The sequence below is a fragment of the Aliiroseovarius sp. F20344 genome (assembly GCF_023016155.1).
Classification (GTDB): domain Bacteria; phylum Pseudomonadota; class Alphaproteobacteria; order Rhodobacterales; family Rhodobacteraceae; genus Aliiroseovarius.
In genome coordinates, this window is sequence record NZ_JALKBG010000008.1 from 1416760 (window position 1) to 1439945 (window position 23186).

Here is a 23186-nt window from a genome sequence, read left to right on the forward strand (position 1 = left end):
CGATGAAAGATATCGCCCACCCCATCGACCGTGCCCTTTTGGACGATTGGCAGCGTGGCTTCCCTGTGGTGCCACGCCCTTTCGCAGCGCTTGCGACTGCAATCGGCACCAGCGAGACAGACGTGCTGACCCGCCTTGCTGACCTGCAGGAGTCGGGTCACGTCACACGGGTAGGTGCAACCTGCGCCCCGAACACCCTATCGGCCTCGACCTTGGCGGCGGTTGCCGTCCCTGAAAATCAGGTCGAAAAGGTCGCGGCGATCATCAACGAAGACCCCGGCGTCAATCATTCCTATGAGCGTGAAGACCAGTGGAACATCTGGTTTGTTGCGACGGGTCCGGATCGCGATGCGGTGAATGCCTCACTTGAACGTATCGCGGGTCGCACAGGGCTGCGCGTGTTGGATCTGCGATTGAAGCAGCCGTTCAACATCGACCTTGGCTTTAAGATGAACGGGAAGGCAGCCCCTGTCACTCATTCCAGCCCGCGCAGTTTGGACCAATCCGCAATCCGCGAAGGTGACAAAGAGTTGATGAGCATTCTGACCACTGGCATGCCATTGGTCCCTGCCCCTTATGCCGTGGTTGCCGACCAGTTATTGCGGACTGAACAAGAGGTCATCACCCGCATTCGCGCCTTGTCAGACGCGGGTATCCTGTCGCGCTTTGGTGTGATTGTACGTCATCGCAAATTGGGTTGGAAATCTAATGCGATGGTTGTGTGGAACGTGCCGGAAGGCCGCATCTATGAAGCCGGCACACAGTTGGCTGCCTTGCCCGGCGTGACGCTTTGCTATGAACGTCGCCCCGTCGCGGGCGTCTGGCCTTATCGGCTTTATTGCATGATTCATGCTCAGTCCCGCGAAGATGCACTGGCAGTTCTGGATAACGCAAAGGCCCTGCCCGCGCTGTCGAATGTGGATCACAAAGTTCTCTTCTCAACCCGCTGTTTCCGCCAAACCGGCGCAATGATCGCAAGATCAAAGGAGGCCGCAATATGAGTACAATCGACGAAGTTGACCGAGCATTGGTGAACGCGTTGCAGGATGACTTGCCGCTTGACCATCGCCCCTTTGCCCCATTGGCCGAAAAAATGGGCTTGACCGAAGACGAACTTTTAACCCGCGTCGCAAACCTGCGCGCGTCGGGAGTGTTGACCCGCTTTGGCCCGTTTTTTGACGCGGCAGCTATGGGTGGAGCTTTTTGCCTCTGCGCCATGGAGGTGCCCGCCGATCGCTTTGACGAGGTGTGCGAGCAAGTGAATGCTCACCCCGAAGTCGCCCACAATTATGAACGTTCGCACAAGCTGAACATGTGGTTCGTGCTTGCCTGTGAAACGCCCGATTGCATCGACCAGATTGCAACGCGGATCGAGCAAGAGACAGGTCTTGAGGTCATGCAATTTCCCAAACTTCGGGAATTCTTTATTGGGTTCAGGGTGGCAGCATGAGCATTGACGCAACAGACCGCGCCATCATCGAAGCGCTGCAATCTGGCCTGCCGTTGGTCCCGGCCCCATATGCCGAAGTGGCTGGCTGGTTGAGACTTGACGAAAACGACCTGATAACCCGTTTGGCTGCAATGAAAGAAAGCGGTGTCATCCGCCGGATCGCTGCTGCCCCCAATCACTATAAGCTGGGTATGACCGCCAATGGCATGACTGTTTGGGATGTTGATGACGACGCTCTCGGCAAGATTGGCCCCAAAATCGGTGCCCTGCCTTTCGTGACCCATTGTTACGAACGTCCGCGCGCGCTGCCAGACTGGCCTTACAATTTGTTTGCCATGGTTCACGGATCGTCACGCGACGAAGTCGAGGAAAAGCGGCAAGAGATTGTGGCGTTGTTGGGCGATGCACTGCGTGCTTCAGACACACTCTATTCCACACGTATTTTGAAAAAGACGGGGCTGCGGCTTCGTAAGAAAGGGGACTAATATGTTCCGCCTGACTGAATACATGCACCAACTTGCCAACCCAACACCGGTGCGTCAGCGCCGAGGCTCGGGCATGGTGAAACCTGTGGTGATCTGGAACCTGACACGTCGCTGCAACCTGCGCTGTCGCCACTGTTATACCGTGTCCGCAGACGTGAATTTTCCCGGCGAATTGTCTGAGGAACAAGCATTTGAGACGCTTGAAGACCTGGGACAATTCAAAGTTCCTGCGATCATCTTGTCGGGTGGTGAACCCCTAGACAGCCCCTATCTGTTCCCACTGGCCAAACGCGCCCGCAAACTAACCCGCGTGCTGGCATTGTCCACCAACGGCACCAAGATATTCGGGAAGACCGCCGATCAGGTCGCTGAGATCGGGTTCAACTATGTCGGCATCTCGATCGATGGGATTGGCGAGACGAACGACTGGTTTCGAGGTGTGAATGGAGCGTTTGATGCGGCCGTGCGCGGCGTGCGAGAGCTGAAAAAACGCGATGTACGCGTCGGATTGCGGTTCTGCCTGACAGAAGGCACCCAGCATCATCTGCCCGACCTGATCAAGCTCTGCGAAGATGAAGGGGTGGACAAGTTCTATCTGTCCCACTTGGTCTACGCCGGACGCGGCGACAAAAACCGCGGCGAAGACGCTCATCACCTGATGACCCGCAAGGGCCTGGACCTGCTGCTTGAGCGCGCTTGGGAAAGCGCGAATGGCGGCCGTCAGCTGGACATCGTAACCGGCAACAATGACGCTGATGCGGGTTACTTCCTGCGATGGGCGGCGGAAAAGTTCGACGCCGATAAGGTTGCCCATTTGCGTGAACACCTTGTGGCTTGGGGTGGCAACTCCTCCGGTCTGGGGGTCGCAAACATCGACTTTCTGGGCAAAGTTCACCCAGACACCTATTGGTCCGATTACACGGTCGGAAATGTAAAAGACGAAAAGTTTTCAGACCTTTGGACCGGCGACGACCAAATGCTGGCCACACTGCGTACCCGTCCCCGCCCCTTGAAAGGGCGCTGTGGAGCCTGCGCAATCCAAGATGTCTGCGGTGGCAACACACGCATCCGCGCCTTGCAAGTCACGGGCGATCCATGGGCCGAAGATCCGGCCTGTTATCTGACGAATGACGAAATCGGTGTGGCTGATGCCGACCGATTGGAAGTCACCCCTTTCCGAGGAAAAAGCAATGACCCGAAACATCAGTTCTTTTAAAGCCGCTGTCCTAGCTTTGGCCTTTGCCGCGCTTCCTTTCGGTGCAAGTGCAGATCCTCAAGCGGACTACATGGAATTCTGCGCCGATTGTCACGAAGCCAACCGTTTGGGCGCGCAAGGGCCGGCACTTATTCCGGAAAGCCTGAAACGAATGCGTGGGCCAAAAATCGAAGCGGTGATCCGCGATGGCCGTGTAGCCACGCAAATGCCTGGCTATGCCGAGGATCTGTCAGACGAACGCATCGCCGAACTGGCCGCCTATCTGAAAACCCCGCTTGAGGTTGTCCCGCCTTGGGGTGAGGAACAGATCATGGCCAGCCGCGTGCTGGACGAAGACTATGCGCCTGTTGATAGACCGGTCTGGTCTTCAGACCCGATGAACATCACGCTTGTGGTGGAGACTGGTGACCATCATGTATCCGTTCTGGATGGCGACACGTTTGAGGTTCTCGACCGGTTTGCAACGCCCTTTGCTGTGCATGGCGGGCCAAAATTCACCCCAGATGGCAAGTTCGTCTTCATCATGTCACGGGACGGTTGGGTTCAGAAATATGATATCTATGCGCTGAAACAGGTTGGTCGCATCCGCGCGGGCCTGAACAGCCGCAACATCGCCATGTCCGGAGACGGCAAATGGCTGGCCGTGGCGAATTATCTGCCCAACACGCTGACCATTTTGTCTACCGACGACCTGTCTGTTGTGGAAGTCCATGACGTCATCGGTAAAGATGGCACCCCCAGTCGCGTATCCGCCGTGTACCAAGCACCTCCACGCGAAAGCTTTGTGTTGGCGCTGAAAGATGTGCCCGAGATTTGGGAGGTCTCGTACAGCAAAACCCCCGATTTGAATATCTTTGCAGGTGGCTTTACTCACGACTGGCGCATCGAAGGCCCAACGCCGCAAGAAACCGATTTCCCGATCCGCAGGATCACTACGCCCGACTTTCTGGACGATTTCTTCTTTGACCAAAGCTATGAACACGTGATGGGCGCGTCGCGCAAAGGCGAAGATGGATTGGTCATCGATCTTGTCATCGGCCAAAAAGCAGCAGATCTTGATTTGCCCGGCATGCCGCATCTTGGATCAGGTATCACATGGGCGTATGGCGACACGACCGTGATGGCCACGCCGCATTTGAAAGAGGGCGTCGTCTCGGTGATCGACATGCAAAGCTGGGAAACCATCAAACGGGTTAAAACCGAAGGCCCCGGCTTCTTCATGCGCAGCCACAAAAACTCGCCCTATGTCTGGGCTGATGTATTCTTCGGACCAAACAAAGACGCGATGCATATCATCGATAAGCAAAGCCTTGAGATCGTGAAAACCCTGCGGCCCGTACCTGACGCGACCGTTGCACATGTTGAGTTTACCAAAGATGGCAGCCACGCATTGGTCTCGGTCTGGGAGGATGATGGCGAGGTTTTGGTTTACGACGCCAAGACACTTGAGATTGTGAAACGTCTGCCCATGCGCAAGCCGTCTGGAAAATACAACGTTTGGAACAAAATCACCTTCGAAGAAGGTACCAGCCACTAAGCTTCTGGGGCGGGCTCAATCCCGCCCCGGTCACCACCTTCGTCGCCAGCCCTAGAAGGAGCCAGCCATGGAACAATTCGACGCGCTGATCATCTCGCACGGCCAACCGTCCTCGCCTGAACCTGCAGAAGAGGCTCTGGCCGACTATGTCACTCGCGTGCAATCCCACCTTCCGGGTGTAAAGCTGGGCTGTGCGACACTGGCTGCCCAAGGGCGTGTAAAAGATGCACTTGAGAATACGAAACCCGGAGCACCTGTTTACCCGCTTTTCATGTCCGATGGTTGGTTTGTGCGCACGTGTTTGGCAGGGCGGCTCGGCGATGCTCCGGTCGAATTGATGTCGCCTTTCGGAATGGACCCGAACTTACCCGGTTTAGCAGCGGCAGGACTGCGGGTCGAAGGACAGAATGGCAATCCATTGCTTCTTGTGGCACACGGGTCCGGTAGCGGCCGTCCTGCTCCAGAGCGTGCGACCCGGGAATTTGCCCAGAAGTTGGAAGGTGCATTAGGGGACACATCCATCGAAATCGGCTTTCTGGAACAGGCCCCTTCGATCCCTGAAAAAGCAAACAAGTTCAACGCCGAAAGCCTTTGCCTGCCCTTTTTCGCGATGGAGGGCGACCACGTGCGCCGCGATGTGCATGAAGAATTGAAAGCTGCCGGATTCGACGGGCGGGTGTTGCCCGTGATCAGCCAATTGCCGGGCGTGGACGTAATGGTTGCCCGTGCGATCAAATCACATCTGGACGGACAAGGCACACCCCTGATCGCAGCAATGGGATGAACGTCAGCCGCTGACCCAGGTCAGGACGGCACCTAGGTCTGCTGGCAACGTCTCGGCCATATCGCCCGTGAAGGCAGCAAAGCCCTTATGGGTGTTTGCCCCCGCCCCAAGCCCGACCAAAACTGGTACATCATTTTCGATTGCTTCGGCGATGGCCGCGCGAAACCCTCGGCCCTCAGCTTCTTCTGGTCCGAATTTGTTTAGGATAAATACATCCGCGTCTCGCACCCCGCGCTTCGTCACCAATATGACCGCTTCAGCAATTCCAGCGGGGTCTAGACGACAGGCATCAGATCCGGGTCCAAGCGCTTGGGTTATCGCAATCGCCGGGCCATCGGGCAAAACGCGCACCTTCATATCGCACCCGTTTTCAAATGCGCTTTGGTGGCCAAGGTCCTTAACAACTCCAACCGTCCGCTTCCCTTCACGTTCCAAGGTCGCCGCGAGGTCCGCCAAAAACCGATCCGTTTCCCCACGCCCGGACGCCGAAACAGACGCAATCCGCATCTTACTGCGCCGCCAAGGGAACGCGCGCGATCTCGCACTGGCACCACAATTCTTCCAGTGCGCCCAACAGATGCGCAACGTCAGCATCGGTGTGAACCGGTGACGGAGTGATCCGCAATCGCTCGGTCCCTTTGGGTACGGTTGGGTAGTTGATCGGTTGAATGTAGACCCCGAAGTCGCGCATCAGCGTATCTGTGATGAATTTACACTTCACTGGATCGCCAACCATTACCGGGATGATGTGGGACGGGTTGTCGATATGGGGAATGCCCATTGCATCCAACCCGGCACGCACTTTTGCCACACGTTCTTTCTGGCTATCACGTTCTGTATTAGAGCGTTTCAGATGTTGAACCGAGGCGCGCGCGCCCGCAGCCACAGCCGGCGGCAAGGCCGTAGTAAAGATAAACCCACTGGCAAAGCTGCGGACGAAGTCGCACAGCTCGGCCGAGGCGGTGATATAGCCCCCCATCACGCCGAACGCTTTACCCAAAGTACCTTCGATGACGGTCAGGCGATCCATCAGGCCTTCACGTTCAGCGATACCGCCACCACAGCTTCCGTAAAGCCCAACAGCGTGAACTTCGTCCAGATACGTCATAGCGCCGTATTTGTCGGCCAGATCGCAGATTTCTTTAATCGGGGCGATGTCGCCGTCCATCGAATAGACGCTTTCAAACGCGATCAGTTTGGGCGCATCGGGGTCTGCGGCGGCCAACTTGGCTTCCAAATCTTCCAGATCATTATGCTTCCAAATCACCCGTGCGGCTTTTGAATGGCGAATGCCTTCGATCATCGACGCATGGTTCAACGCGTCCGAAAAGACGATGCAGCCCGGAATTTGCGAAGCAAGCGTGCCAAGTGCGGCCCAGTTCGAGACATACCCGGAGGTAAACAACAGCGCGGCTTCCTTGCCATGCAGATCTGCAAGCTCTGCCTCGAGCAAAACATGTTCGTGTGTCGTGCCCGAGATGTTACGCGTGCCACCAGCCCCTGCTCCAACCGTATCGATTGCGGTGTGCATCGCACGCAAAACATCAGGATGTTGACCCATGCCCAAATAGTCGTTTGAGCACCAGATCGTTACATCCGCTGGGCCATCTTCGCTTTGGTGTGTTGCGTTTGGAAACGCACCTCGTTTGCGCTGAAGATCAGCAAACACACGATAGTTGCCATCATCGCGCAACGCGTTCAGGCGGGTTTTGAAATAACCTTGATAATCCAATGGACGTCCCTCCGGTGCATCATCCGTTCATGCCATTGAACCTGATTGAAAGCCGGGCTGACATGATGTTTGTCAAGTCGCTTTCAGATTACTCAATACGGCTTTGGACCCATTGACTGAAGAAAAGTAAGACCAACCACCCGTCACCCAGTGGGTGACATCCGGCCTCGTGGCGCAAATCAATGCACCTGAGTGGTTGGCCTAAGGGTTCGAAAACCCAAGCGTGATCGGTTTCGCCGCCGGCCTCACCCAAGAACAGAGGCGACATGATCACAGAGGCCGTATTCGCAGTATGAGGACGAGGCTGTGGGATAACCTCGCCGGGTGACCTTGCGCGGAATGTGGCACATGACCGATCGCACGCACTTAACCAACGTCAAGCCGCTGCAGTTTCATGTGTCTTGTTTGTGTAGGGATCGGCCGAACATCGCGAGCCGGGCGAGGACCGATAAGCGCTGGAAGAAACCCAGCGACAAACAAAACAAAGGCCCCGATCCATGCCGCCCCTGAGGCCAGCAGCAATGCATCACGCCAAATGCCTATGAGGTCCACCGCAAGCCAACGCAGCGCCGCAGACAATATCATTAGCCCATATCCCCAAGCAACTGGCGCAGGTGACACAAGTGCGCGCCCAGTGTGGCCAAGGATTGCGCGGCTCATAACCGCGAGGGTCATACCACCGATCCCGCCAAGCCCCAATATGTGCAATGCCCCGACTTCCTCACCTATACCCCATCGTGCAAGGGCCCACATGGCTAGGCCGACGACAACCAGTGACTGCGCCGCAATCAACGACCATAACAGAGGGTCCCGAAGCACCAACGTCACGCGCCAATGGGTCAACCGCAACGCATGAATAAGGGCAAGCGCCAAAGCGATAATTGGATGCAGGATCGGAACCAGCAAGCTCCACGGCAAAACTATTGCAAGGGCCACTGAGGCGCGATTAAGCCGAGGGGTTACGGGCGGCCAAGTCTGCTCAGCCTGTTCGGCGCGTTTCATCGCGTTGCGGATAAAGCCAGGTGTTACATGACCACCCAGCACGATGATCAATCCGATCAATGCAAGCAAACCCAGTCGAATGCCTTCATCGGCGGCATCCGAGGTAAGGCCGGTCCAATCCAGATGAACTATGAGATTTCCTGCAACGAGCGCAGTGAGGAATACCAAAAAAACTGCATGTTGCGGTTTGGGACGGCGCACCAGTTGAGCGCCAATCCGAGCGATCAAGACCAATAGAAAGCTAAGATCAATCCCAGCAACAATCTCAGAGGGTAGCGCCGAGGATTGCCACATGACCAAACGCCCCGCTGACCAAAGGCAAAAACAACAGGCAATCACCCATCCGCGTCCGCTTGCAACAGCGGTCAGGAAAAAGCCGCCGACCGCGGCCCCGGCGTAACCAAAGATCATCTCGTGGGCGTGCCATTCATAGGGCGACATCGCAAGGTTCGACATCTCAATCCCGTTGCCAACGGTTTGCGCGCCCAGCCAAAACTCCCAGATCAGACCAGATAAGATGGCCCAGATCGCTGCCCCCAGAAAAAACGCTCGAAACCCTTCACTAAGGATGCGTTCTAGATACTGGGTCATGATCTGCCCTTCATATCTGTGCCCGTTAGGCTTCGTCTTCCGCCTTGTCGATCAACCTGCGCATCCATTTTCCGGCAACCCATGCAAAGGGCACACCAAGAACGACGCCCCCGATGATGGATTGAACGGGAGTCAGCGCGATTAACCCAATGGCTTGGGTCATGAGGGTAAAGAAAAACAAATTTACAGCGGCCGCGCCTGCGGCCAGCGGATAAAGCACTACGGCCAGCAGCCAGACTGGCCAGCGGCCCGATCTGTCTTGCGCATCAGTCATCACTTACGAAACACCGATTTCTGCACCGCAATCAGCGCGACAATCATAGCGATCGCCGCGCCAGCAAGCCAAAAAGTCGCGCCTCCGACATCATGGGTATGTCCATCAACTACCGCTTCGCGAAGCGGGGTTTTATCGTGATGTGCCATAGCGGGTAAGGCCACAACCATGAGCCAAACGGCCAATTTCAGAGCGTTCATTGTGAAACTCCTGTCAAGTTCAGATCCATGGGTAACAAGCCACGCCGAGCCGTGTCTTGATCATCGTCAAGCAGACCTACATCGCCATCGGCAACGCATAGAGCAATGCCACCAGTCCAAGAAACCCAATCAAAAACGCGGTAAACCCGCCGCGAAAGCTGGGCGCGTTACGCAACCCCAGATAATCCGAAAGGATCACACGTGATTTCAGCCCTGAAAGAACAAGGATCGTCAGAACGAAGACTGGACCGGCTTCGGGCAGGACGCCCGCGAAAACGGTTGTGACCAGGCTGAAGCCAATCAGCAGGACAAGCGCGCGAGTTAGGATCGTGGTTGTCATCAGTGCACCAGATAGATGATGGGAAACAGCAGCACCCAGACCAGATCGACCATGTGCCAAAAGGCAGCGCCGGCCTCAAGATTGCGGGGCGTTCCCCAACGCATCAACAGCGCAAAGATCACCAATCCTGCCACGACATGCAGGGCATGAAAGCCCGTTAGAAGATAGTAGAAAGTGAAGAAATCGCTGGTCTCGATCCCGATTCCGTAGCGCGCCTTTTCACCGTATTCGATCCATTTGACGATCAGAAAAACGAGGCCAAGCACCATCGCGCCGGACAACCAAGCCCGCATGTGACGTGCAGACTGTACCGCACGCGCGGCGCAATACCCGCTGGACACCAGAACGATTGTGTTCACCGCCCCGGCAACGCGATCAAGTTGCGCTTGATCGGCTGCAAATCCGACCGGGTCCATCGCCCGCATGCCAAGAAAAGCCAATAACCCCGCACCGAATACCAAAAGCTCTGACACGATCAGGATCCAGATCATCAGATCACCGGGCAGCTCGTCTAGAACAGAAGTCTGATCGCTCATGCGCCACCCGTGATTTGGCGGTAGATCTCAGGCAGAGCGGCCGTCAGCTTTGTGGGGTCGGGCACAATCGAAAATCCATCCGTACCAAAGATACGCTGAACCCAGCCCTGCCCTTTCTGATCAACCACAACGCCATGCACGGCAAGCCCTTTTCGGCGGGCTTCGCGCACGGCCATGCGGCTGTCTTCTATGCCGTGTCGTCCTTCATAATGGTCCAGATCATTGGGTTTGCCATCGGTAATCACTAACAGCAGGCGGCGGGTATTAGGACGCTCGTCCAGTTCGGCTGTCATGTGACGCATCGCAGCGCCAAGCCGCGTATAAAACGCGGGCGTCAGCCCACCAATCCGCGCTTCAACGCTTGGACCCATCTTTTCATCGAAGCCTTTGCATTCCTGCACATACACGCGGTCTCGCTTCAGGGACGAAAACGCGTGGATTGCGAAATCATCGCCACAGGCGTCCAGCCCCCAAGACAAAGCAGTCAGGGCCTCGCGCTCGACGTCAATCACATTGCGTTCACCGATCGAGGCTTCCGTGGATCGCGAGATGTCCATCAGGACCGAGATCGCCAAATCCCGCTCCATCACGCGCGCGGCGCGATAAACGCGGTCACTTGACCGACCTGTTGCTTTCAATTCGACCTGCGCAGCAATAGCGGCCTCAAGGTCCAGTTCGTCACCGTCCATTTGGCGCGGCAAGATCACACGTTTGGGGCGCAGGGCTTCAAACTGGCGTTTAACCGAGCGGATGCGGCGTTCGGTGGCGGGATCGTGCTCCAGCGCCTCAACCTCATCTGCTACACTGGCCAGAACACGTGCATGGGCGGGGATATAGGCCCCTTTTCGGTGATCCCATTCGGGATAGAGATACTTGCCAGACAAGCGTTCCCGTTCCGCATCTTCCGGCGACAAATCCAGGTGGAACTTCAACCGAGTGGCGGTTTTCTTGGACACCTGTCCCAACGCCAGTTCGTCCTGATCTTCGGCGGCACGGCGGGCGTTGTCTTCATCATCATCTTCAACACGGCGGTTCATGTTCAGGCTTTCAACCCAACTGAAGATCGCCTCGAACTTGTGCAGGATCAGGCTGTCGCGCCGTTCAGCAAGATCACTTTCAGACCGGCGGGCCACCTTGGTGCCCTCGGCCTCGTCGCCTGGTCCCTGCCCTTGTTCTTCGCTTTCCGGCAGCCGATCAGCGGCGGCACGTTTGGCCATCGGGCGAATGTCGGGCCACATCGGGACCGGGCGAAACGGGCGATAGCCGTTTGGCGCGCGCAGATGATCCAAATCCGCGTCTGGCTGACGGATCAGCGCCACGAACTCGCGTTCAAGTTTGCCTTTGGGTTCTGGTCCACCCAACAGATGGTCAATCGCACCTTCCATCGCAGCTTCACATTTCGGCAACTTTGCTTCGGGCCGGGTTGCCCGACATGCCCCAACCAGAGTTTCATAAAACCCGCGCAAACCGGGACAATCCTTCAGTGTCGCCTGCGTCATTGCAATCGACGCCTGCAACGCACGTAGATCTGCGCGCAACGGGTCTTGATCGGTGACGGGTTTCGGCGCATGGGCAACCGATGCAACCAGCCAGAAATAAAGCGCTGCATTTGCTTCGCGAGCAGGAAACTCAGCTAGTTTATCCGGCAGGCGCAACGCTTCGCCGTCAAAACTGGGCCGCGCTTCTTGCTCGCGCCATGTGCCAAGTGAACGACGAAAGGAAAGCCGATGATTTGAGACTTGCAGCGTCGCTGGTTTGATCTCGGCTGCATGAGACCCGCCAAGCCCTCGGAAAAACACGCCCAACCGGCCCGAGATTTCCTCGAGCGAGACGGCGGTGTCGTCATAGTTGCTGCGGGCGTCCAGACCACTGGCGTATTTATGCCAGATCTTACCAACGGTTTCTTCAGGCTCGAAGGGGTCGAATACATGTTCGGACATTGGGAACCTCGGGTGTCAGGTTTGCGTCCAGAGTTGAATAAGTGTTGCAACCGACACATTGGCCGGTCGCAACAAGGCGTTAGCCATAGATCGCAGTGACAAGGTCCATCAGACCCCGTTTGACGTCTTCATCGTCAGACAGAGGTTCGATCATCGCCGCGCGGATCGCACGGTCAACGGACATGCCGTCTTCGATCAGCGTGGCGCAATAGATCACAAGACGTGTGGACACGCCTTCTTCCAGATCCTGGCCTTTTAGACCACGCAATTTGTTTGCCAGCCGGACAAGGGACGTCGCCCGACTGACATCCAACCCGCTTTCTCGTGTCACAATTTCGATCTCGCGGTCGTGGGAAGGGAAATCGAAGTCAACCGAAAGGAAACGCTGGCGGGTTGAAGGTTTCAGGGTTTTCAGGATGTTCTGATACCCCGGGTTGTAGGATGCAACGAGCATGAAGCCGGGTGCGGCCTCGATCTCTTCGCCAGTTTTGTCCAGCGGAAGGATACGGCGATCGTCGGTCAACGGGTGCAAAACAACGGTCACGTCTTTGCGCGCCTCAACCACCTCATCCAGATAACAAATCGCCCCTTCGCGCACAGCGCGCGTCAGCGGACCATCGACCCAGACGGTTTCGCCGCCCTTCAGAAGATAGCGACCTACAAGGTCAGCGGCAGACAAGTCATCGTGGCAGGCGACGGTATATAGCGGACGTCCCAATCGGGCAGCCATGTGAGAGACGAAGCGGGTCTTACCGCAACCGGTCGGACCTTTCAAAAGCAGCGGCAGCCCATGGCGTTCAGCGGCCTCAAAAATATCGCATTCGTCAGAAACGGGTGAGTAGAAGGGGGCGTGAGCCCCCTCCGTGGTTTTTTCAACGGCGGCCATATCAGGCACCTTCGCTTTCAGCACCGCGCGCAATCACTTCACGACGAGGGGCCAGTTGGGCGTAGATGAACAGGATGGCGCCAATGACGACACACAGTCCCGAGCCCCAGCGCATGATGTAGAATAGGCCCAGACCTTCTTGGATTTCCATGAAGTTCTCGCCCAGCACACGTTGCATGTGGGTCTGAATGGTCCCAGCAAATGTCAGAACAAATGTCATGAACGACATACCACCTGTCATCAGCCAGAAGCTGACCATATTGAGAACCTGATTATACGGGTCGCGGCCCGTCAGGATCGGCATGGCATAGGTGATGATCGCAAGGTTCACCGACACATAGGCACCAAAGAAGGCCAAGTGACCGTGGGCTGCGGTGATCTGCGTGCCGTGGGTGTAGTAGTTCACACCGTGTAGCGTGTGCAGGAAGCCCCAGACACCCGCGCCAAAGAAGGCAACAGTTGCGGCACCCAATGCCCAAAGCAAAGCCGCTTTGTTGGGGTGATCACGTTTGCCTTTCCAGACCATGACGAAGCTGAAGCTCATCATTGCGAAGAACGGGATGACTTCCAAAGATGAGAAGATCGACCCGATCCACTGCCAGTAGCCCGGCAAGCCGATCCAGTAGTAGTGGTGGCCCGTACCCAGAATGCCCGAGAACAGCGCGGTCGCGACGATGATATAGAGCCATTTCTCAATGACCTCACGGTCGACACCTGTCAGTTTCAACAGCAGGTACGCAAGGATGGATGCCATAACCAGCTCCCACGTGCCTTCTACCCACAGGTGGACGATGTACCACCAGAACATTTTATCCAGTGCCAGGTTTGCCGGATTGTAGAAGGCAAACAGGAACAACAGCACCAGCCCCCAAAGGCCCAGAAGCAGCACGTTCGTGATTGCCGTCTTACGACCCTTCAGAACAGTCATCGAGATGTTGAACAGGAAGATTAGCGCCGCAACCACGATGCCAAGCTTCACCCAGACTGGTTGCTCAATGAACTCGCGCCCCTCTTTGCCAAGGAACCAGTTGCCGGGGAACAGGTCGAACACATAGGTGACAACCACGCCCAACGTGCCGACCAACAGGATGATCAGCTGCAAATAGGCCAACATAGGTGAATGGATCTCACGCTCGGCTTCTTCCGGGATCAGGAAGTAGGCCGCGCCAAAGAAACCTAGAAGCAGCCACACAATCAAAGAGTTTGTGTGCAGCATGCGAACGATGTTGAACGGAAGCAGCTCGGACAGGAAGTTCGGGCTGACATAGATCCAACCAGCCAAAAGGCCACCCAGCACCTGCACGGCGAAGATCGCCATCGCTGCCAGGAAGTACCAATAGGCAATTTTTTGTGTTTGGTATTTCATCTTTTGTCTCCTCGTCCGGCCTTAGCCCGCCTCATTCGGCGGCCAACCCTGCGCGTCGATCGTATTCACCCAACGGAAAAACTCCGCCAGATCACGAATATCTTCATCGCTCAGGTTGAAGTTTGGCATCTGACGACGCCCTTCGATGCCGGTTGGTTGTGCTTCCATCCACCCTTTCAACACTTCGAAAGCGTCTTCGGGTTCATCTTGCACGCCCCAACGGGACATCACATTTTGCAATTCCGGGGCAAAATATGCACCTTCCCCCATCAGCGTGTGGCAGTTGATGCAGGCATTCTTTTCCCACACATGTTTGCCACGGGCGACACTGTCCGTCAGTGGGGCATTTGCAGTCGACTGGTTCACCACATAGCGAACCGAATGTGCCGACAAGATCAAAAAGACCACAATGAAGAACAGCGAGCCGCCATAGAACACGTTACGTGCCATGGTCTTAGTCATGACTTCTCGCATATCGGCCTCCAGCTCAGTTATCCGATTTTCTGGATAGAGGAGCGTCTGCGCCAGCAGCTTGACAATTGTTAAGGATACTGAGTTTTCGTGAATTTGGTTGGCCTGACGGGCGGCTTTAAAGACCGATCAGCTATTTCGCTGTAAACGGAGTTCGGCCCCAGCCAAACATAAGTCGGAAAAGATACTCGCGAGAACGATGCGTTTCGGGGGAACCTCGTATCGGGGTCACCTCTGAAGGAACTCGCGCACGACGTGCCCTTGACCCGTTTCGACGGAGAGCAAAAAGACGCCGCGTTTGGTCGTTAGCGATGCGGCATACAAACCGACACTTCAAACGTGCTGAATGCCTACCCTCAGACCTCAGCGACGATGCACTTCTGGCAGGTAGAACCCATCGCCATTTCTGAGCATTAATTCCTGAGCTACCTGCGACAGGACCCCGAGTTTGAAGGGCTTACCGATGAGGAAATTGCGCCTATCGAAATGAGGTTCTGGACGCATGCCAGGACGGAACCGCCAACTCAACGCTGAATGAACCTGTGTCCAAAGCACCTGTATTTACAGCGTATGCCCTCGCTTTCGCGGATGACTTCGTGTTCTCCGAAGACTTGCCGCGTGTGGTGAATAAAACTCAGGGCGAGTGCAGTATAGCAGAGCGCAAAAGCGAATAGTTGCCTTGAAAAGAGTACAGAACGCTCTTCAAGGCAACCTTAGCTAAGTTCCATCTCAGAACCGCAATTGTTTTTTCTTTCCTAATGGAAAGAGCGCCAGCCATTGGCTGCAAACTGCCATTTATGCTCCTTGCAGTGAAACCGGCTCCATTGCAGCCACGCGTTGTATCGCGTGTACAGCCCGTCCACAGCATGTCAGGTAATTAGCTGCCACCACGTCTGTGTTGCTTTCGCTGACCGTTTCCACGCCGTTCTTTTTGGCCCGTCCGCTTCTGCGAAGACGAACCTTTGGCGTTTTTTGCCTGTCTGTTTGCCCGCACTGCTTCCCGAGCTTGCGGCTGTTTTCGGACAATCACCTGAACTGCATCGCTCGAAGGTTGGAAGGTGCTTGGTCTCGGATGCCGTTTTTAGGGACGTAAAGACGCGCGTGATGTCGTTGTAGTCCTCAACGGCTGGCAACAGGCTTTCTTCATACATCGCGACATTGTCAATCTCGCCTTGGACGCCAGTTGCATAGGCTTCGGCAAGCGTTGACGGAATGGGCGCCAAGGGCAGACTTCCATTCAGATAGCCGTTTTCCGGCACTTTCACACCGTATTTGTCCAGAAGTCTGATCAGCTTTTCGGCATGTCGCGCTTCGGCTGCTCTGATATTGGCGAAGGCAGTCTTCGAACCGAATTTCTCAACCAGTTCGGTGTAAAATGCTTGTGCGTGATATTCATCGTTCAGCGCCTCCAGAAGTGCGGCCTCGGCCTCGGGGGACAAGGTCTTTGTTGCTGCCTGAAGTGGCATCGCCAAACATGCGGCAAGCGCAACAGCGCTAAGAACACCTGTTTTCTTCATTTTCCATTTCCTCAATTTTGCGCGTTTCTCACATCTTTCGTTGGCACAAATCGATCACCAATTGGCTGTACTGCCTCCGTGGCAATTGGACGCCATCCCATTATAATGTATAAACTTTTTAACAAATTCATCGAACCTCAAAACACAGCCGAAATCCAAAAACGGCCCCAATCGGGGCCGCTTCCTTTTTCACTTTCAAACCGCTTCGTTTAGAACGTCGCGTTTAGGCCAAGGTGGATCTTGTGGCTTTCAAATCCACTACCAAACGACCCGAAATAGCCGCCAGCCAGCGTGGTACGTGTAGTGCCATGATCGGCAAGAACGGTCTCGAAACCGACCTGGACATCTCCCCAGTTTCCATTCACCCCAGCGACAGGATGAACGGCGCCCGGCAGGCCAACAAAGCCACTTTCAACCATCATGTCGTCACCATCTGCCATGGTGAAGGCAAGGCTGCCGGTCAGCTTCGTGTTCCGAGGTCCATTGGACAAGATATACTCTCCTTGAACCCCAAACGAACCAAGTAGCATGTTTCCTGACTGCTCGCCAACATCGAGGTTCCAGATACCGGCGCCTTTTTCTCGGAACGCATCCACGGACAGGTTGTAGTACTCAACCGATGCCGTTGGACCGAACCGGAAGTTGCCCTGTGTGTGCATGTATTCACCCTTGATCGCAGCAAACACTTGCGATCCATCGGTGCTGCCGTTTGCAGTTTGTCCCATCACGTTTCGGGTGGAGTCAAAGGACAGGTCTTGATACCCAATAACACCTTGGATCATGCCCTTTTCGCCGATCTTGGCGCGCCCAAACGCGGCCACCGACAGGCTGTCGGCATCAATGCTACCCCGTGCGTTATAGGCGTCTGCAGTGCCGCTTGAACTGCCAATCAGCAAGCCAATCGAGCGTCCGTTATCTAGCTGCTTTTCTGCACCCACCGAGAATGTGGTGAACTCGGTTTCATAGCCAATGTTGTTTGGAGTGGTGTCAAAGGACGACCGACCACCACCGACGCTGAGAAGCCAGTTGGTGTCTTCCCCAAGCCCCCAGCTGCTGGCTGCCCCCGCGCTCGACGAAACGACCTGGGACTCCCCTGTTTGCGGAAGAATACCTGTGACCGTGTTGATCTGACTGCGCGAGAAATCAAAAGCGAGGCTCGAGAAAGCAGGCAAGAAGCTAAATCCGGTTCTTTCCAAGGCCTCTGCGCGGTCCGCTTTGCTCATTGCCAGAAGGTCTTCGATGGCAGTTCCATAGGCCGCGGCATTGCCAAGATCCATGTAAGGAACGTTTGCCGCTGCGTCCAAGTGCCCTGCGACCTTAAACTGATAAGGCGTCGTTGTCTGTTCAACGATCGGCGCGAAGGCCGGGGTAAACAGCAGGGTGAATTCGCCGCCATCCAAGCTTCCAACAGTGATTGTAAAGTTCAGGTTTGCGTTGCGAAGATCCTCGATCTCGCCCGTTTCGAACAAGCCGTTTTCTTCTGCCAATGCAACGATCTTATCTGGCACCGCCGCGCCGGGCGCATATCCCAAATCAGCGACTTTCACGCCAAGGGCTGATGCCAGCTCGGCAAGTCTTGCGCTTTCATTTGCGGGCAACGCCAAGGTGCCATAAGTCCAACCATCCCCGGCAAGATTGTTCCAGGCCACCAGCGCGGATTCGTCACTGGGATCCCCATTGTCGTCCCAGAACAGCCCATCGGGCGTCATGGTATTGTCAAGCATTGCAGTGCCGAAATGTGCGACATAATCCGCGTTGGAAAGTCCGCCAAAAATCAATCGGGCGTCGGACTTCGTGCTGGCAAACCCAGCCTTGGTATCCGAAAAGAACCCGATTTCACCTTCGTGGCCACCTTCCCCGAAAAGACCTTCGGGTAATTTCGCACCCAAGCCGATATCCGCGGTGTTCAGGTTGAACAGCACAGCTTTATCCGGTGTCAGTTCCCCCATCGAGTTCCCGTTTTCATCCAACAACTCGGCTGTGAAGCCGATCATCCGGGCACCAGTGTAATTCGACGTCTTTGCGAACGTGAAGTAATCCACCGAAGGGTACTCAGTACTCGCCGTTGTCCGCATGGTGATGCCGAAGGGGTTAGGGCCCGTCAGTTGGGTTTTGATCCGCTTGCCCGACCCTTGTTCGGAGTCACAGTAAACGCCAGGATTGCTGGCCATCAAACAGTTGGTCACCTCACCGCGCGAGGTAAGACCTGAAAAGTCAGTCAGTATTTCTTCGTACGGATCAACGAAAATATGACCCCCCAAGCCGTCATCCACGCGCGTACGAGTGAAGGTGACAACCTTCATTCCGGGTTCCTGAACACCTTCCTCGGAATCGACATAGATCAATCCGTCACCATATGTCCTGACGAAGAAATTGTCGCTCAAAGTATCCGCCAAAAGCGGTGTGCATGTTAGCAGCAGGGCTGCTGGCGCAACCGTGCTAAGGTAAGTCTTTCCAGAATTCATTTTGTCCCCTTCGCTTGTTTCAAACGCTCCCACTCGTTACCCCTCAATTCATACAAGCTCGTTGTATCTCATTAAGTTTGATACGCATTTGATATATATCAGTAATGGAATGTTTGAATTTGAACTGACGTTAGGTAACTCGCTTTTCCGTGTGATATTTCCAAACGATCATCTGCGTTTGCCCTCACCAACGCGGCCATGCAGAACATCAAAAGACAGTTATGCAGTGCTCATGGTGGTCCATGTCATTCAGAAAACTATGAAAAGGGGATCTGGCGGAGCGGAAGTCTTCCAAACTATCGTTGTAAGAACCTGTTATTATATTACTTTAAAGATAGGAACTAACTCCGTACCACGCTTCATACCCCACAGCGCAACGAAGACGCGAAGCCGACCTTAGCAGCAACAAGCTCCTACGACTGCTCCGCGGGACGAAGCGGACATTTTGCTGCACCCGCGCCTATGACTGCTTTGCATGATTTTGATTGTTTGCTCGCTATAGGGTGAGGCAAAGATCTAGACACAAGATGACGGTTCTAGATTAAAGCCACTTTCAGCTCTCTCCGTCACAAATCTGGCCTAGCTTGGTTTCAGTGGCCCATCAGCGCATAGGCGATACCGGCCGCACCGACGAGAACAAGGCTGAGTGCCCAGACGACGTCGAGGTTGAACCAAGTCTTGGACAAAAACTTCAACCCCAGCCAGTGATAGATAGTCAGTGCAATGACGCCGCCGGCCAGAGTCATCGAGGCGGTATGAACCAAAGCAACCAAGAAGGCCGTTGTGACGTTGCTTCCCATAAGAGATTGGGCCGCTATGTGGCCGGTTTCATCCGCACCTACCGCGCAGATACCCAAAAAGATGGGCACCAGCATCAGGCCCGCACCATGCGCCATGGCGGCCAGAAACGACCATAATGCCAGGCGCGCCGGATGAATGCGCGCGAGAATCTTTGGATGTCGGCGGTTGATCAGCAGGTAAATTCCCATTGCAATGACCAGCAACCCTGCGCCGACCCGAATTTGCGTTTCCCATTCAACGAGGAAGATCATCAAGGAAAACGGCAGCAAGATCCCGATCATTGCCAGAAAATGCCCTAGAGCCAACATCGCCAACGCTTTGGGCATGGCGCTGTGTTTGCGCTCCATAAGGGCCGCTGACACCGCAAGAGGCCAGCCCATACCCGGATTTATCCCGTGGTAGAGGCCAGAAAAAATGACAGCCCACCAAAGGGCTGTCACGGTTGTCATTTCCCCGATCATTTAGACAGACGGATAGCAGAAGCTGTCTGTTGAACAATCGCCACCTTCCAGCCTGATCTGGTGGCTGCGTAGGCCTTTGGGGAAGTTGATGTAGAAGTCCTTGTTCAGGGTAAGGCCCCCGTTCTCTCCAACATCAGCCATCACCATCTGTCCGCCTTCGTCATCGGGATAGAACTGGTCATCCCATGTCGAATACAGCGAGTTCGTCCAATAGACACGCTTGCCGTCACGGCTGATCTCGACCATTTGCGGACCATAGGCAAAGTCTTTGCCGTTGGTGTGCTTTTCGCTTTTCGCAATGCCCCCAAGCTCGACCTTTCCGGCCAGAACCGGGTTCATGGGGTCACTCACGTCATACTGATGCATTTCGCCAAGACCCCAGCACGCGACATAGAGGTATTTGTCGTCCAAGCTCAGGTCGATATCCGTTACAAGCGGTGGCACGGCTTCAAAGCCCTGCAAAAGTGGCGGCAGGTTTTCCGGCTTTTCAGGGCGCGGATCAATGGTGATCGTTTTCTTCGACTGCCAAACACCATCGTCATCACGCCACCACGTGAAGATCGCCCCCTGCAGGTTTGTTGTGTCGACAACCACACCACAGAAACCATAAGCCTTGGTCGGATCATGAGCTGGGCGAATTTCCAGCGCCATCTGGTAGTTTTCGCCAAAGTCCATTGTCTGGATGTTCTTGCGCGCGCGCAGATCCCAGAAGTGGATCGAATGGCCGTATTTGTTGCTAAGCAAATCCTCCGGCACGACGCCATTCTCAAACTGCGGCGGCAGGCCCCATTCAGAACTCACCATGTAATCCTGTGGTAGATTCCACCAGAAGTCATAGTGTTTGTCTTGCTTGCCGCGGTCCATCTCATACCGGCCGATGATTTCGAAGGTCTCGCAATCCATGATAAAGATACCGGGAGGGCCGTCGGTCCCGTCCTCGCCCCCGCCGCCAAGGCAAGAAACATAGATGCCTTCAGGGCCACAGTGGATCGTATGCGGGCGCGAATAGCCGGTCTTTGCGAACAGTTCTTCGGGTTCGATTGTCTTATGAATCTTTGCTTTCAGCGGCTCTTTCACATCGATTATATAAATACGCGAAGAACGAATGCCCGGAACGATCAAATAACGGCGTTCTAAAAAGGCGTGCCCTGACAGTGGCGATAACGACGAAGAACAGGCGTTCCAGCCAAAGTGGTGAAATTCGTCGCCCTTGTTGGGAACGATCACCTGATGCACGATCTCGCCATAAGTGTCTGAACCGGGCTTTAAGTCCACCACAGCGATGCCGTCAGACTGCGAGCCATCGGGGCTTAGCATCACCGTGAAAGCATAGTTCTCGACAGGGGCTTCCATCGCCAGCTTGGGCGAGGCGTGAAATGTCGGGTCTGGTCTAAGATTCATTTTTCTCTCCTTGTTGTTTTTTCAGCCCCTTTCCGAGGTCATATATTTGGGCCCAATTGGCCAAGAAGTGTCTTAATCAATCACACGTCTGAAACGTTGCAGAGCTGGATCGCACCGCTGATCCTTTCCGACAGCGCGATCAGTTTTTCTCCGATCTCCATCCTGTATTCAGTGCCAAACCTGCGAATAGGTCCAACCGCACCAATGCTGAATGTGGCACCGATGTTGCCAATCGAAACAGGTGCGGCAACACTTGCGATGCCCACGTCGATCTCCTGATCACAATCCGCAAACCCCCGCGTGGCAATGGTTTCGAATTCTCGGCGCAAATCGGCCTCGGTGGTTTTTGTGTGTTCGGTGTAGGCCTTCAAGCTGCCTGTCAGGATGTCGTCGCGAAACGCGGGCTCGGCGAACGCTGCAATTGCCTTAGAGCAAGAACAGGCGTGCATGGGTCGAATGCCAAGGCCAGGGTGGATAAAGGCCCGCGCCGGATCATCCGGTGTTTCGATGTGGATGATCTCGACATTGCTGTCTCGGAATCGTGCTAAGAACACCGTTTCGTTGAACTTGGTGGCGGCGGCCCTCATCAATGGCGCGGCGCACCGGCGCACATCCACATCCGACTTGCCCAACAAGGCAATCCGGATCATGCGCTCTCCGATAACGTACCTGCCGTCACCCGACGGCTCATCAACAAGCTTCTGTTCAACAAGTGATTGGATCAACCGATAACATGTCGGCTTTGGCAAGTCCGTTGCGCGCTGCACTTCAGCAACAGAAACTGGCCGTCCAGCGACTGCGATGATCTCAAGTAAGCTGATCAACCGATCAAGATGCATGTTGACGAAAACTCTCATTTGGTGAAACTGCCTCTCAATTAATGAGAATCTTTTGCTTCAAGGCAAGCTTTTTTAGGAGGAATCCCATGCGCACGCGAGCCGCCGTTGCCGTAGAGGCCGGAAAACCACTTGAGATTATGGAAGTGAACCTTGAAGGCCCGCGTGCCGGCGAGGTTTTGGTTGAGATCAAGGCCACCGGCCTGTGTCACACCGACGAATTCACCCGTTCTGGCGACGATCCCGAGGGGATCTTCCCGGCCATTCTGGGCCACGAAGGCGCAGGCGTCGTGATTGAAGTGGGCGAAGGTGTGACCTCACTCGAAGTCGGCGATCACGTGATCCCGCTCTACACCCCAGAATGTCGTGAATGCGACTATTGCCTGAACCCGAAAACCAACCTCTGCCAGTCGATCCGGTCAACGCAGGGTGCAGGCTTGCTGCCCGATGGCTCGACCCGTTTCTCGATGCTGGATGGCACGCCGATCCACCACTACATGGGCTGCTCGACCTTCGCCAATCACACCGTGGTGCCCGAGATTGCGCTGGCTAAGGTCCGCAAGGACGCACCGTTTGATAAGATCTGCTACATCGGCTGTGGCGTCACAACCGGCATTGGCGCGGTGATCAACACCGCCAAGGTTGAGATCGGGTCGACCGCTGTGGTCTTCGGTCTGGGCGGCATTGGCCTGAACGTGATCCAGGGCCTGCGGATGGCCGGTGCGGATCAGATCGTGGGTGTGGACCTGAATGACAGCAAAGAAGAAATGGGGCGCCACTTTGGCATGACCGATTTCGTGAACCCCTCGAAGGTGGATGGCGACATGGTGGCCCATCTGGTTGAACTGACGGGCGGTGGCGCGGATTACAGCTTTGATGCGACCGGCAATGTGAA

At 55.3% G+C, this 23186-nt stretch carries 23 protein-coding genes; 7 read left to right on the forward strand and 16 right to left on the reverse strand.

The window, feature by feature from the left end; translation table 11 throughout:
• The first annotated feature begins 2 nt into the window (after positions 1 to 2).
• The 6 genes from MWU55_RS15910 (at position 3) to MWU55_RS15935 (ending at position 5472) form a co-directional block, all read left to right on the forward strand.
• On the forward strand, positions 3 to 1001 hold the full coding sequence (locus MWU55_RS15910) for an Lrp/AsnC family transcriptional regulator (protein ID WP_246937801.1): 999 nt from the start codon (positions 3 to 5) through the stop codon (positions 999 to 1001).
• Complete coding sequence (locus tag MWU55_RS15915; protein ID WP_246937802.1) at positions 998 to 1450, forward strand: AsnC family transcriptional regulator; 453 nt, start codon at positions 998 to 1000, stop codon at positions 1448 to 1450. Before MWU55_RS15910 ends, MWU55_RS15915 begins: the two co-directional genes overlap by 4 nt.
• On the forward strand, positions 1447 to 1935 hold the full coding sequence (locus MWU55_RS15920; protein WP_246937805.1) for an Lrp/AsnC family transcriptional regulator: 489 nt from the start codon (positions 1447 to 1449) through the stop codon (positions 1933 to 1935). The genes MWU55_RS15915 and MWU55_RS15920 overlap by 4 nt, the downstream gene beginning before the upstream one ends.
• A 1-nt stretch (position 1936) precedes the next feature.
• Positions 1937 to 3151 (forward strand): heme d1 biosynthesis radical SAM protein NirJ, encoded by a 1215-nt coding sequence (gene nirJ / locus MWU55_RS15925; RefSeq protein WP_246937807.1) that lies wholly within the window; start codon positions 1937 to 1939, stop codon positions 3149 to 3151.
• The gene (locus MWU55_RS15930; protein ID WP_246937809.1) at positions 3126 to 4688 is read left to right on the forward strand and encodes a nitrite reductase; all 1563 of its coding nucleotides are present in this window, start codon (positions 3126 to 3128) and stop codon (positions 4686 to 4688) included. Before nirJ ends, MWU55_RS15930 begins: the two co-directional genes overlap by 26 nt.
• A 67-nt stretch (positions 4689 to 4755) precedes the next feature.
• On the forward strand, positions 4756 to 5472 hold the full coding sequence (locus MWU55_RS15935; protein ID WP_246937811.1) for a CbiX/SirB N-terminal domain-containing protein: 717 nt from the start codon (positions 4756 to 4758) through the stop codon (positions 5470 to 5472).
• A 3-nt stretch (positions 5473 to 5475) separates the two neighbouring features.
• On the opposite strand, the gene MWU55_RS15940 is transcribed toward MWU55_RS15935, so the two are convergent.
• From MWU55_RS15940 to MWU55_RS16015, 16 genes are all read right to left on the reverse strand, one after another.
• Entirely contained in the window at positions 5476 to 5979 is a 504-nt protein-coding gene (locus MWU55_RS15940) for a DUF2478 domain-containing protein (protein WP_246937813.1), read from the reverse strand.
• 1 nt (position 5980) lies between these two features.
• Positions 5981 to 7204, reverse strand: a complete 1224-nt coding sequence (gene hemA, locus MWU55_RS15945) for a 5-aminolevulinate synthase (RefSeq protein ID WP_246937815.1) — start codon at positions 7202 to 7204, stop codon at positions 5981 to 5983.
• A gap of 366 nt (positions 7205 to 7570) precedes the next feature.
• Positions 7571 to 8797 carry an NnrS family protein gene (locus MWU55_RS15950; RefSeq protein WP_246937817.1) on the reverse strand — a complete coding sequence of 409 codons (1227 nt, stop codon included), beginning with the start codon at positions 8795 to 8797 and terminating at the stop codon, positions 7571 to 7573.
• Positions 8798 to 8822: 25 nt separating this feature from the next.
• Entirely contained in the window at positions 8823 to 9071 is a 249-nt protein-coding gene (locus MWU55_RS15955) for a hypothetical protein (RefSeq protein WP_246937819.1), read from the reverse strand.
• Complete coding sequence (locus MWU55_RS15960; protein WP_246937821.1) at positions 9071 to 9271, reverse strand: hypothetical protein; 201 nt, start codon at positions 9269 to 9271, stop codon at positions 9071 to 9073. Before MWU55_RS15960 ends, MWU55_RS15955 begins: the two co-directional genes overlap by 1 nt.
• Before the next feature lie 76 nt (positions 9272 to 9347).
• Positions 9348 to 9611, reverse strand: a complete 264-nt coding sequence (locus MWU55_RS15965; protein WP_246937823.1) for a hypothetical protein — start codon at positions 9609 to 9611, stop codon at positions 9348 to 9350.
• Positions 9611 to 10147: a cytochrome c oxidase subunit 3 gene (locus MWU55_RS15970; protein WP_246937825.1), complete on the reverse strand. Its 537-nt coding sequence runs from the start codon at positions 10145 to 10147 to the stop codon at positions 9611 to 9613. Before MWU55_RS15970 ends, MWU55_RS15965 begins: the two co-directional genes overlap by 1 nt.
• The gene (locus MWU55_RS15975; RefSeq protein ID WP_246937827.1) at positions 10144 to 12087 is read right to left on the reverse strand and encodes a VWA domain-containing protein; all 1944 of its coding nucleotides are present in this window, start codon (positions 12085 to 12087) and stop codon (positions 10144 to 10146) included. Before MWU55_RS15975 ends, MWU55_RS15970 begins: the two co-directional genes overlap by 4 nt.
• 79 nt (positions 12088 to 12166) lie before the next feature.
• Complete coding sequence (locus tag MWU55_RS15980; protein ID WP_246937829.1) at positions 12167 to 12973, reverse strand: CbbQ/NirQ/NorQ/GpvN family protein; 807 nt, start codon at positions 12971 to 12973, stop codon at positions 12167 to 12169.
• Between the two features lies 1 nt (position 12974).
• Entirely contained in the window at positions 12975 to 14339 is a 1365-nt protein-coding gene (locus MWU55_RS15985) for a cbb3-type cytochrome c oxidase subunit I (protein WP_246937830.1), read from the reverse strand.
• Positions 14340 to 14360: 21 nt separating this feature from the next.
• Positions 14361 to 14813: a cytochrome c gene (locus MWU55_RS15990; RefSeq protein WP_246937832.1), complete on the reverse strand. Its 453-nt coding sequence runs from the start codon at positions 14811 to 14813 to the stop codon at positions 14361 to 14363.
• Between the two features lie 866 nt (positions 14814 to 15679).
• Positions 15680 to 16327, reverse strand: coding sequence for a DUF2202 domain-containing protein (locus MWU55_RS15995; RefSeq protein WP_246937834.1), 648 nt, complete (start codon positions 16325 to 16327; stop codon positions 15680 to 15682).
• Between the two features lie 209 nt (positions 16328 to 16536).
• The gene (locus MWU55_RS16000) at positions 16537 to 18792 is read right to left on the reverse strand and encodes a choice-of-anchor F family protein (protein ID WP_246937836.1); all 2256 of its coding nucleotides are present in this window, start codon (positions 18790 to 18792) and stop codon (positions 16537 to 16539) included.
• Between the two features lie 590 nt (positions 18793 to 19382).
• Positions 19383 to 20054 carry a hypothetical protein gene (locus tag MWU55_RS16005; protein WP_246937839.1) on the reverse strand — a complete coding sequence of 224 codons (672 nt, stop codon included), beginning with the start codon at positions 20052 to 20054 and terminating at the stop codon, positions 19383 to 19385.
• Positions 20055 to 21455, reverse strand: a complete 1401-nt coding sequence (locus tag MWU55_RS16010) for a selenium-binding family protein (protein ID WP_246928234.1) — start codon at positions 21453 to 21455, stop codon at positions 20055 to 20057.
• An 80-nt stretch (positions 21456 to 21535) separates the two neighbouring features.
• Complete coding sequence (locus tag MWU55_RS16015; RefSeq protein ID WP_246937841.1) at positions 21536 to 22312, reverse strand: IclR family transcriptional regulator; 777 nt, start codon at positions 22310 to 22312, stop codon at positions 21536 to 21538.
• 68 nt (positions 22313 to 22380) lie between these two features.
• Between MWU55_RS16015 and MWU55_RS16020 the strand changes: the two genes are divergently transcribed.
• On the forward strand, positions 22381 to 23186 hold an 806-nt coding region (locus tag MWU55_RS16020), incomplete at its 3' end, for an alcohol dehydrogenase catalytic domain-containing protein (RefSeq protein WP_246933718.1).

Bases quoted from the DNA above. Each gene is read 5' to 3' on its own strand.
- MWU55_RS15910 (WP_246937801.1), top strand. From the start codon at position 3: ATGAAAGATATCGCCCACCCCATCGACCGTGCCCTTTTGGACGATTGG.
- MWU55_RS15915 (WP_246937802.1), top strand. From the start codon at position 998: ATGAGTACAATCGACGAAGTTGACCGAGCATTGGTGAACGCGTTGCAG.
- MWU55_RS15920 (WP_246937805.1), top strand. From the start codon at position 1,447: ATGAGCATTGACGCAACAGACCGCGCCATCATCGAAGCGCTGCAATCT.
- nirJ (WP_246937807.1), top strand. From the start codon at position 1,937: ATGTTCCGCCTGACTGAATACATGCACCAACTTGCCAACCCAACACCG.
- MWU55_RS15930 (WP_246937809.1), top strand. From the start codon at position 3,126: ATGACCCGAAACATCAGTTCTTTTAAAGCCGCTGTCCTAGCTTTGGCC.
- MWU55_RS15935 (WP_246937811.1), top strand. From the start codon at position 4,756: ATGGAACAATTCGACGCGCTGATCATCTCGCACGGCCAACCGTCCTCG.
- MWU55_RS15940 (WP_246937813.1), bottom strand. From the start codon at position 5,979: ATGCGGATTGCGTCTGTTTCGGCGTCCGGGCGTGGGGAAACGGATCGG.
- MWU55_RS15950 (WP_246937817.1), bottom strand. From the start codon at position 8,797: ATGACCCAGTATCTAGAACGCATCCTTAGTGAAGGGTTTCGAGCGTTT.
- MWU55_RS15955 (WP_246937819.1), bottom strand. From the start codon at position 9,071: ATGACTGATGCGCAAGACAGATCGGGCCGCTGGCCAGTCTGGCTGCTG.
- MWU55_RS15960 (WP_246937821.1), bottom strand. From the start codon at position 9,271: ATGAACGCTCTGAAATTGGCCGTTTGGCTCATGGTTGTGGCCTTACCC.
- MWU55_RS15965 (WP_246937823.1), bottom strand. From the start codon at position 9,611: ATGACAACCACGATCCTAACTCGCGCGCTTGTCCTGCTGATTGGCTTC.
- MWU55_RS15970 (WP_246937825.1), bottom strand. From the start codon at position 10,147: ATGAGCGATCAGACTTCTGTTCTAGACGAGCTGCCCGGTGATCTGATG.
- MWU55_RS15975 (WP_246937827.1), bottom strand. From the start codon at position 12,087: ATGTCCGAACATGTATTCGACCCCTTCGAGCCTGAAGAAACCGTTGGT.
- MWU55_RS15980 (WP_246937829.1), bottom strand. From the start codon at position 12,973: ATGGCCGCCGTTGAAAAAACCACGGAGGGGGCTCACGCCCCCTTCTAC.
- MWU55_RS15985 (WP_246937830.1), bottom strand. From the start codon at position 14,339: ATGAAATACCAAACACAAAAAATTGCCTATTGGTACTTCCTGGCAGCG.
- MWU55_RS15990 (WP_246937832.1), bottom strand. From the start codon at position 14,813: ATGCGAGAAGTCATGACTAAGACCATGGCACGTAACGTGTTCTATGGC.
- MWU55_RS15995 (WP_246937834.1), bottom strand. From the start codon at position 16,327: ATGAAGAAAACAGGTGTTCTTAGCGCTGTTGCGCTTGCCGCATGTTTG.
- MWU55_RS16000 (WP_246937836.1), bottom strand. From the start codon at position 18,792: ATGAATTCTGGAAAGACTTACCTTAGCACGGTTGCGCCAGCAGCCCTG.
- MWU55_RS16005 (WP_246937839.1), bottom strand. From the start codon at position 20,054: ATGATCGGGGAAATGACAACCGTGACAGCCCTTTGGTGGGCTGTCATT.
- MWU55_RS16010 (WP_246928234.1), bottom strand. From the start codon at position 21,455: ATGAATCTTAGACCAGACCCGACATTTCACGCCTCGCCCAAGCTGGCG.
- MWU55_RS16015 (WP_246937841.1), bottom strand. From the start codon at position 22,312: ATGAGAGTTTTCGTCAACATGCATCTTGATCGGTTGATCAGCTTACTT.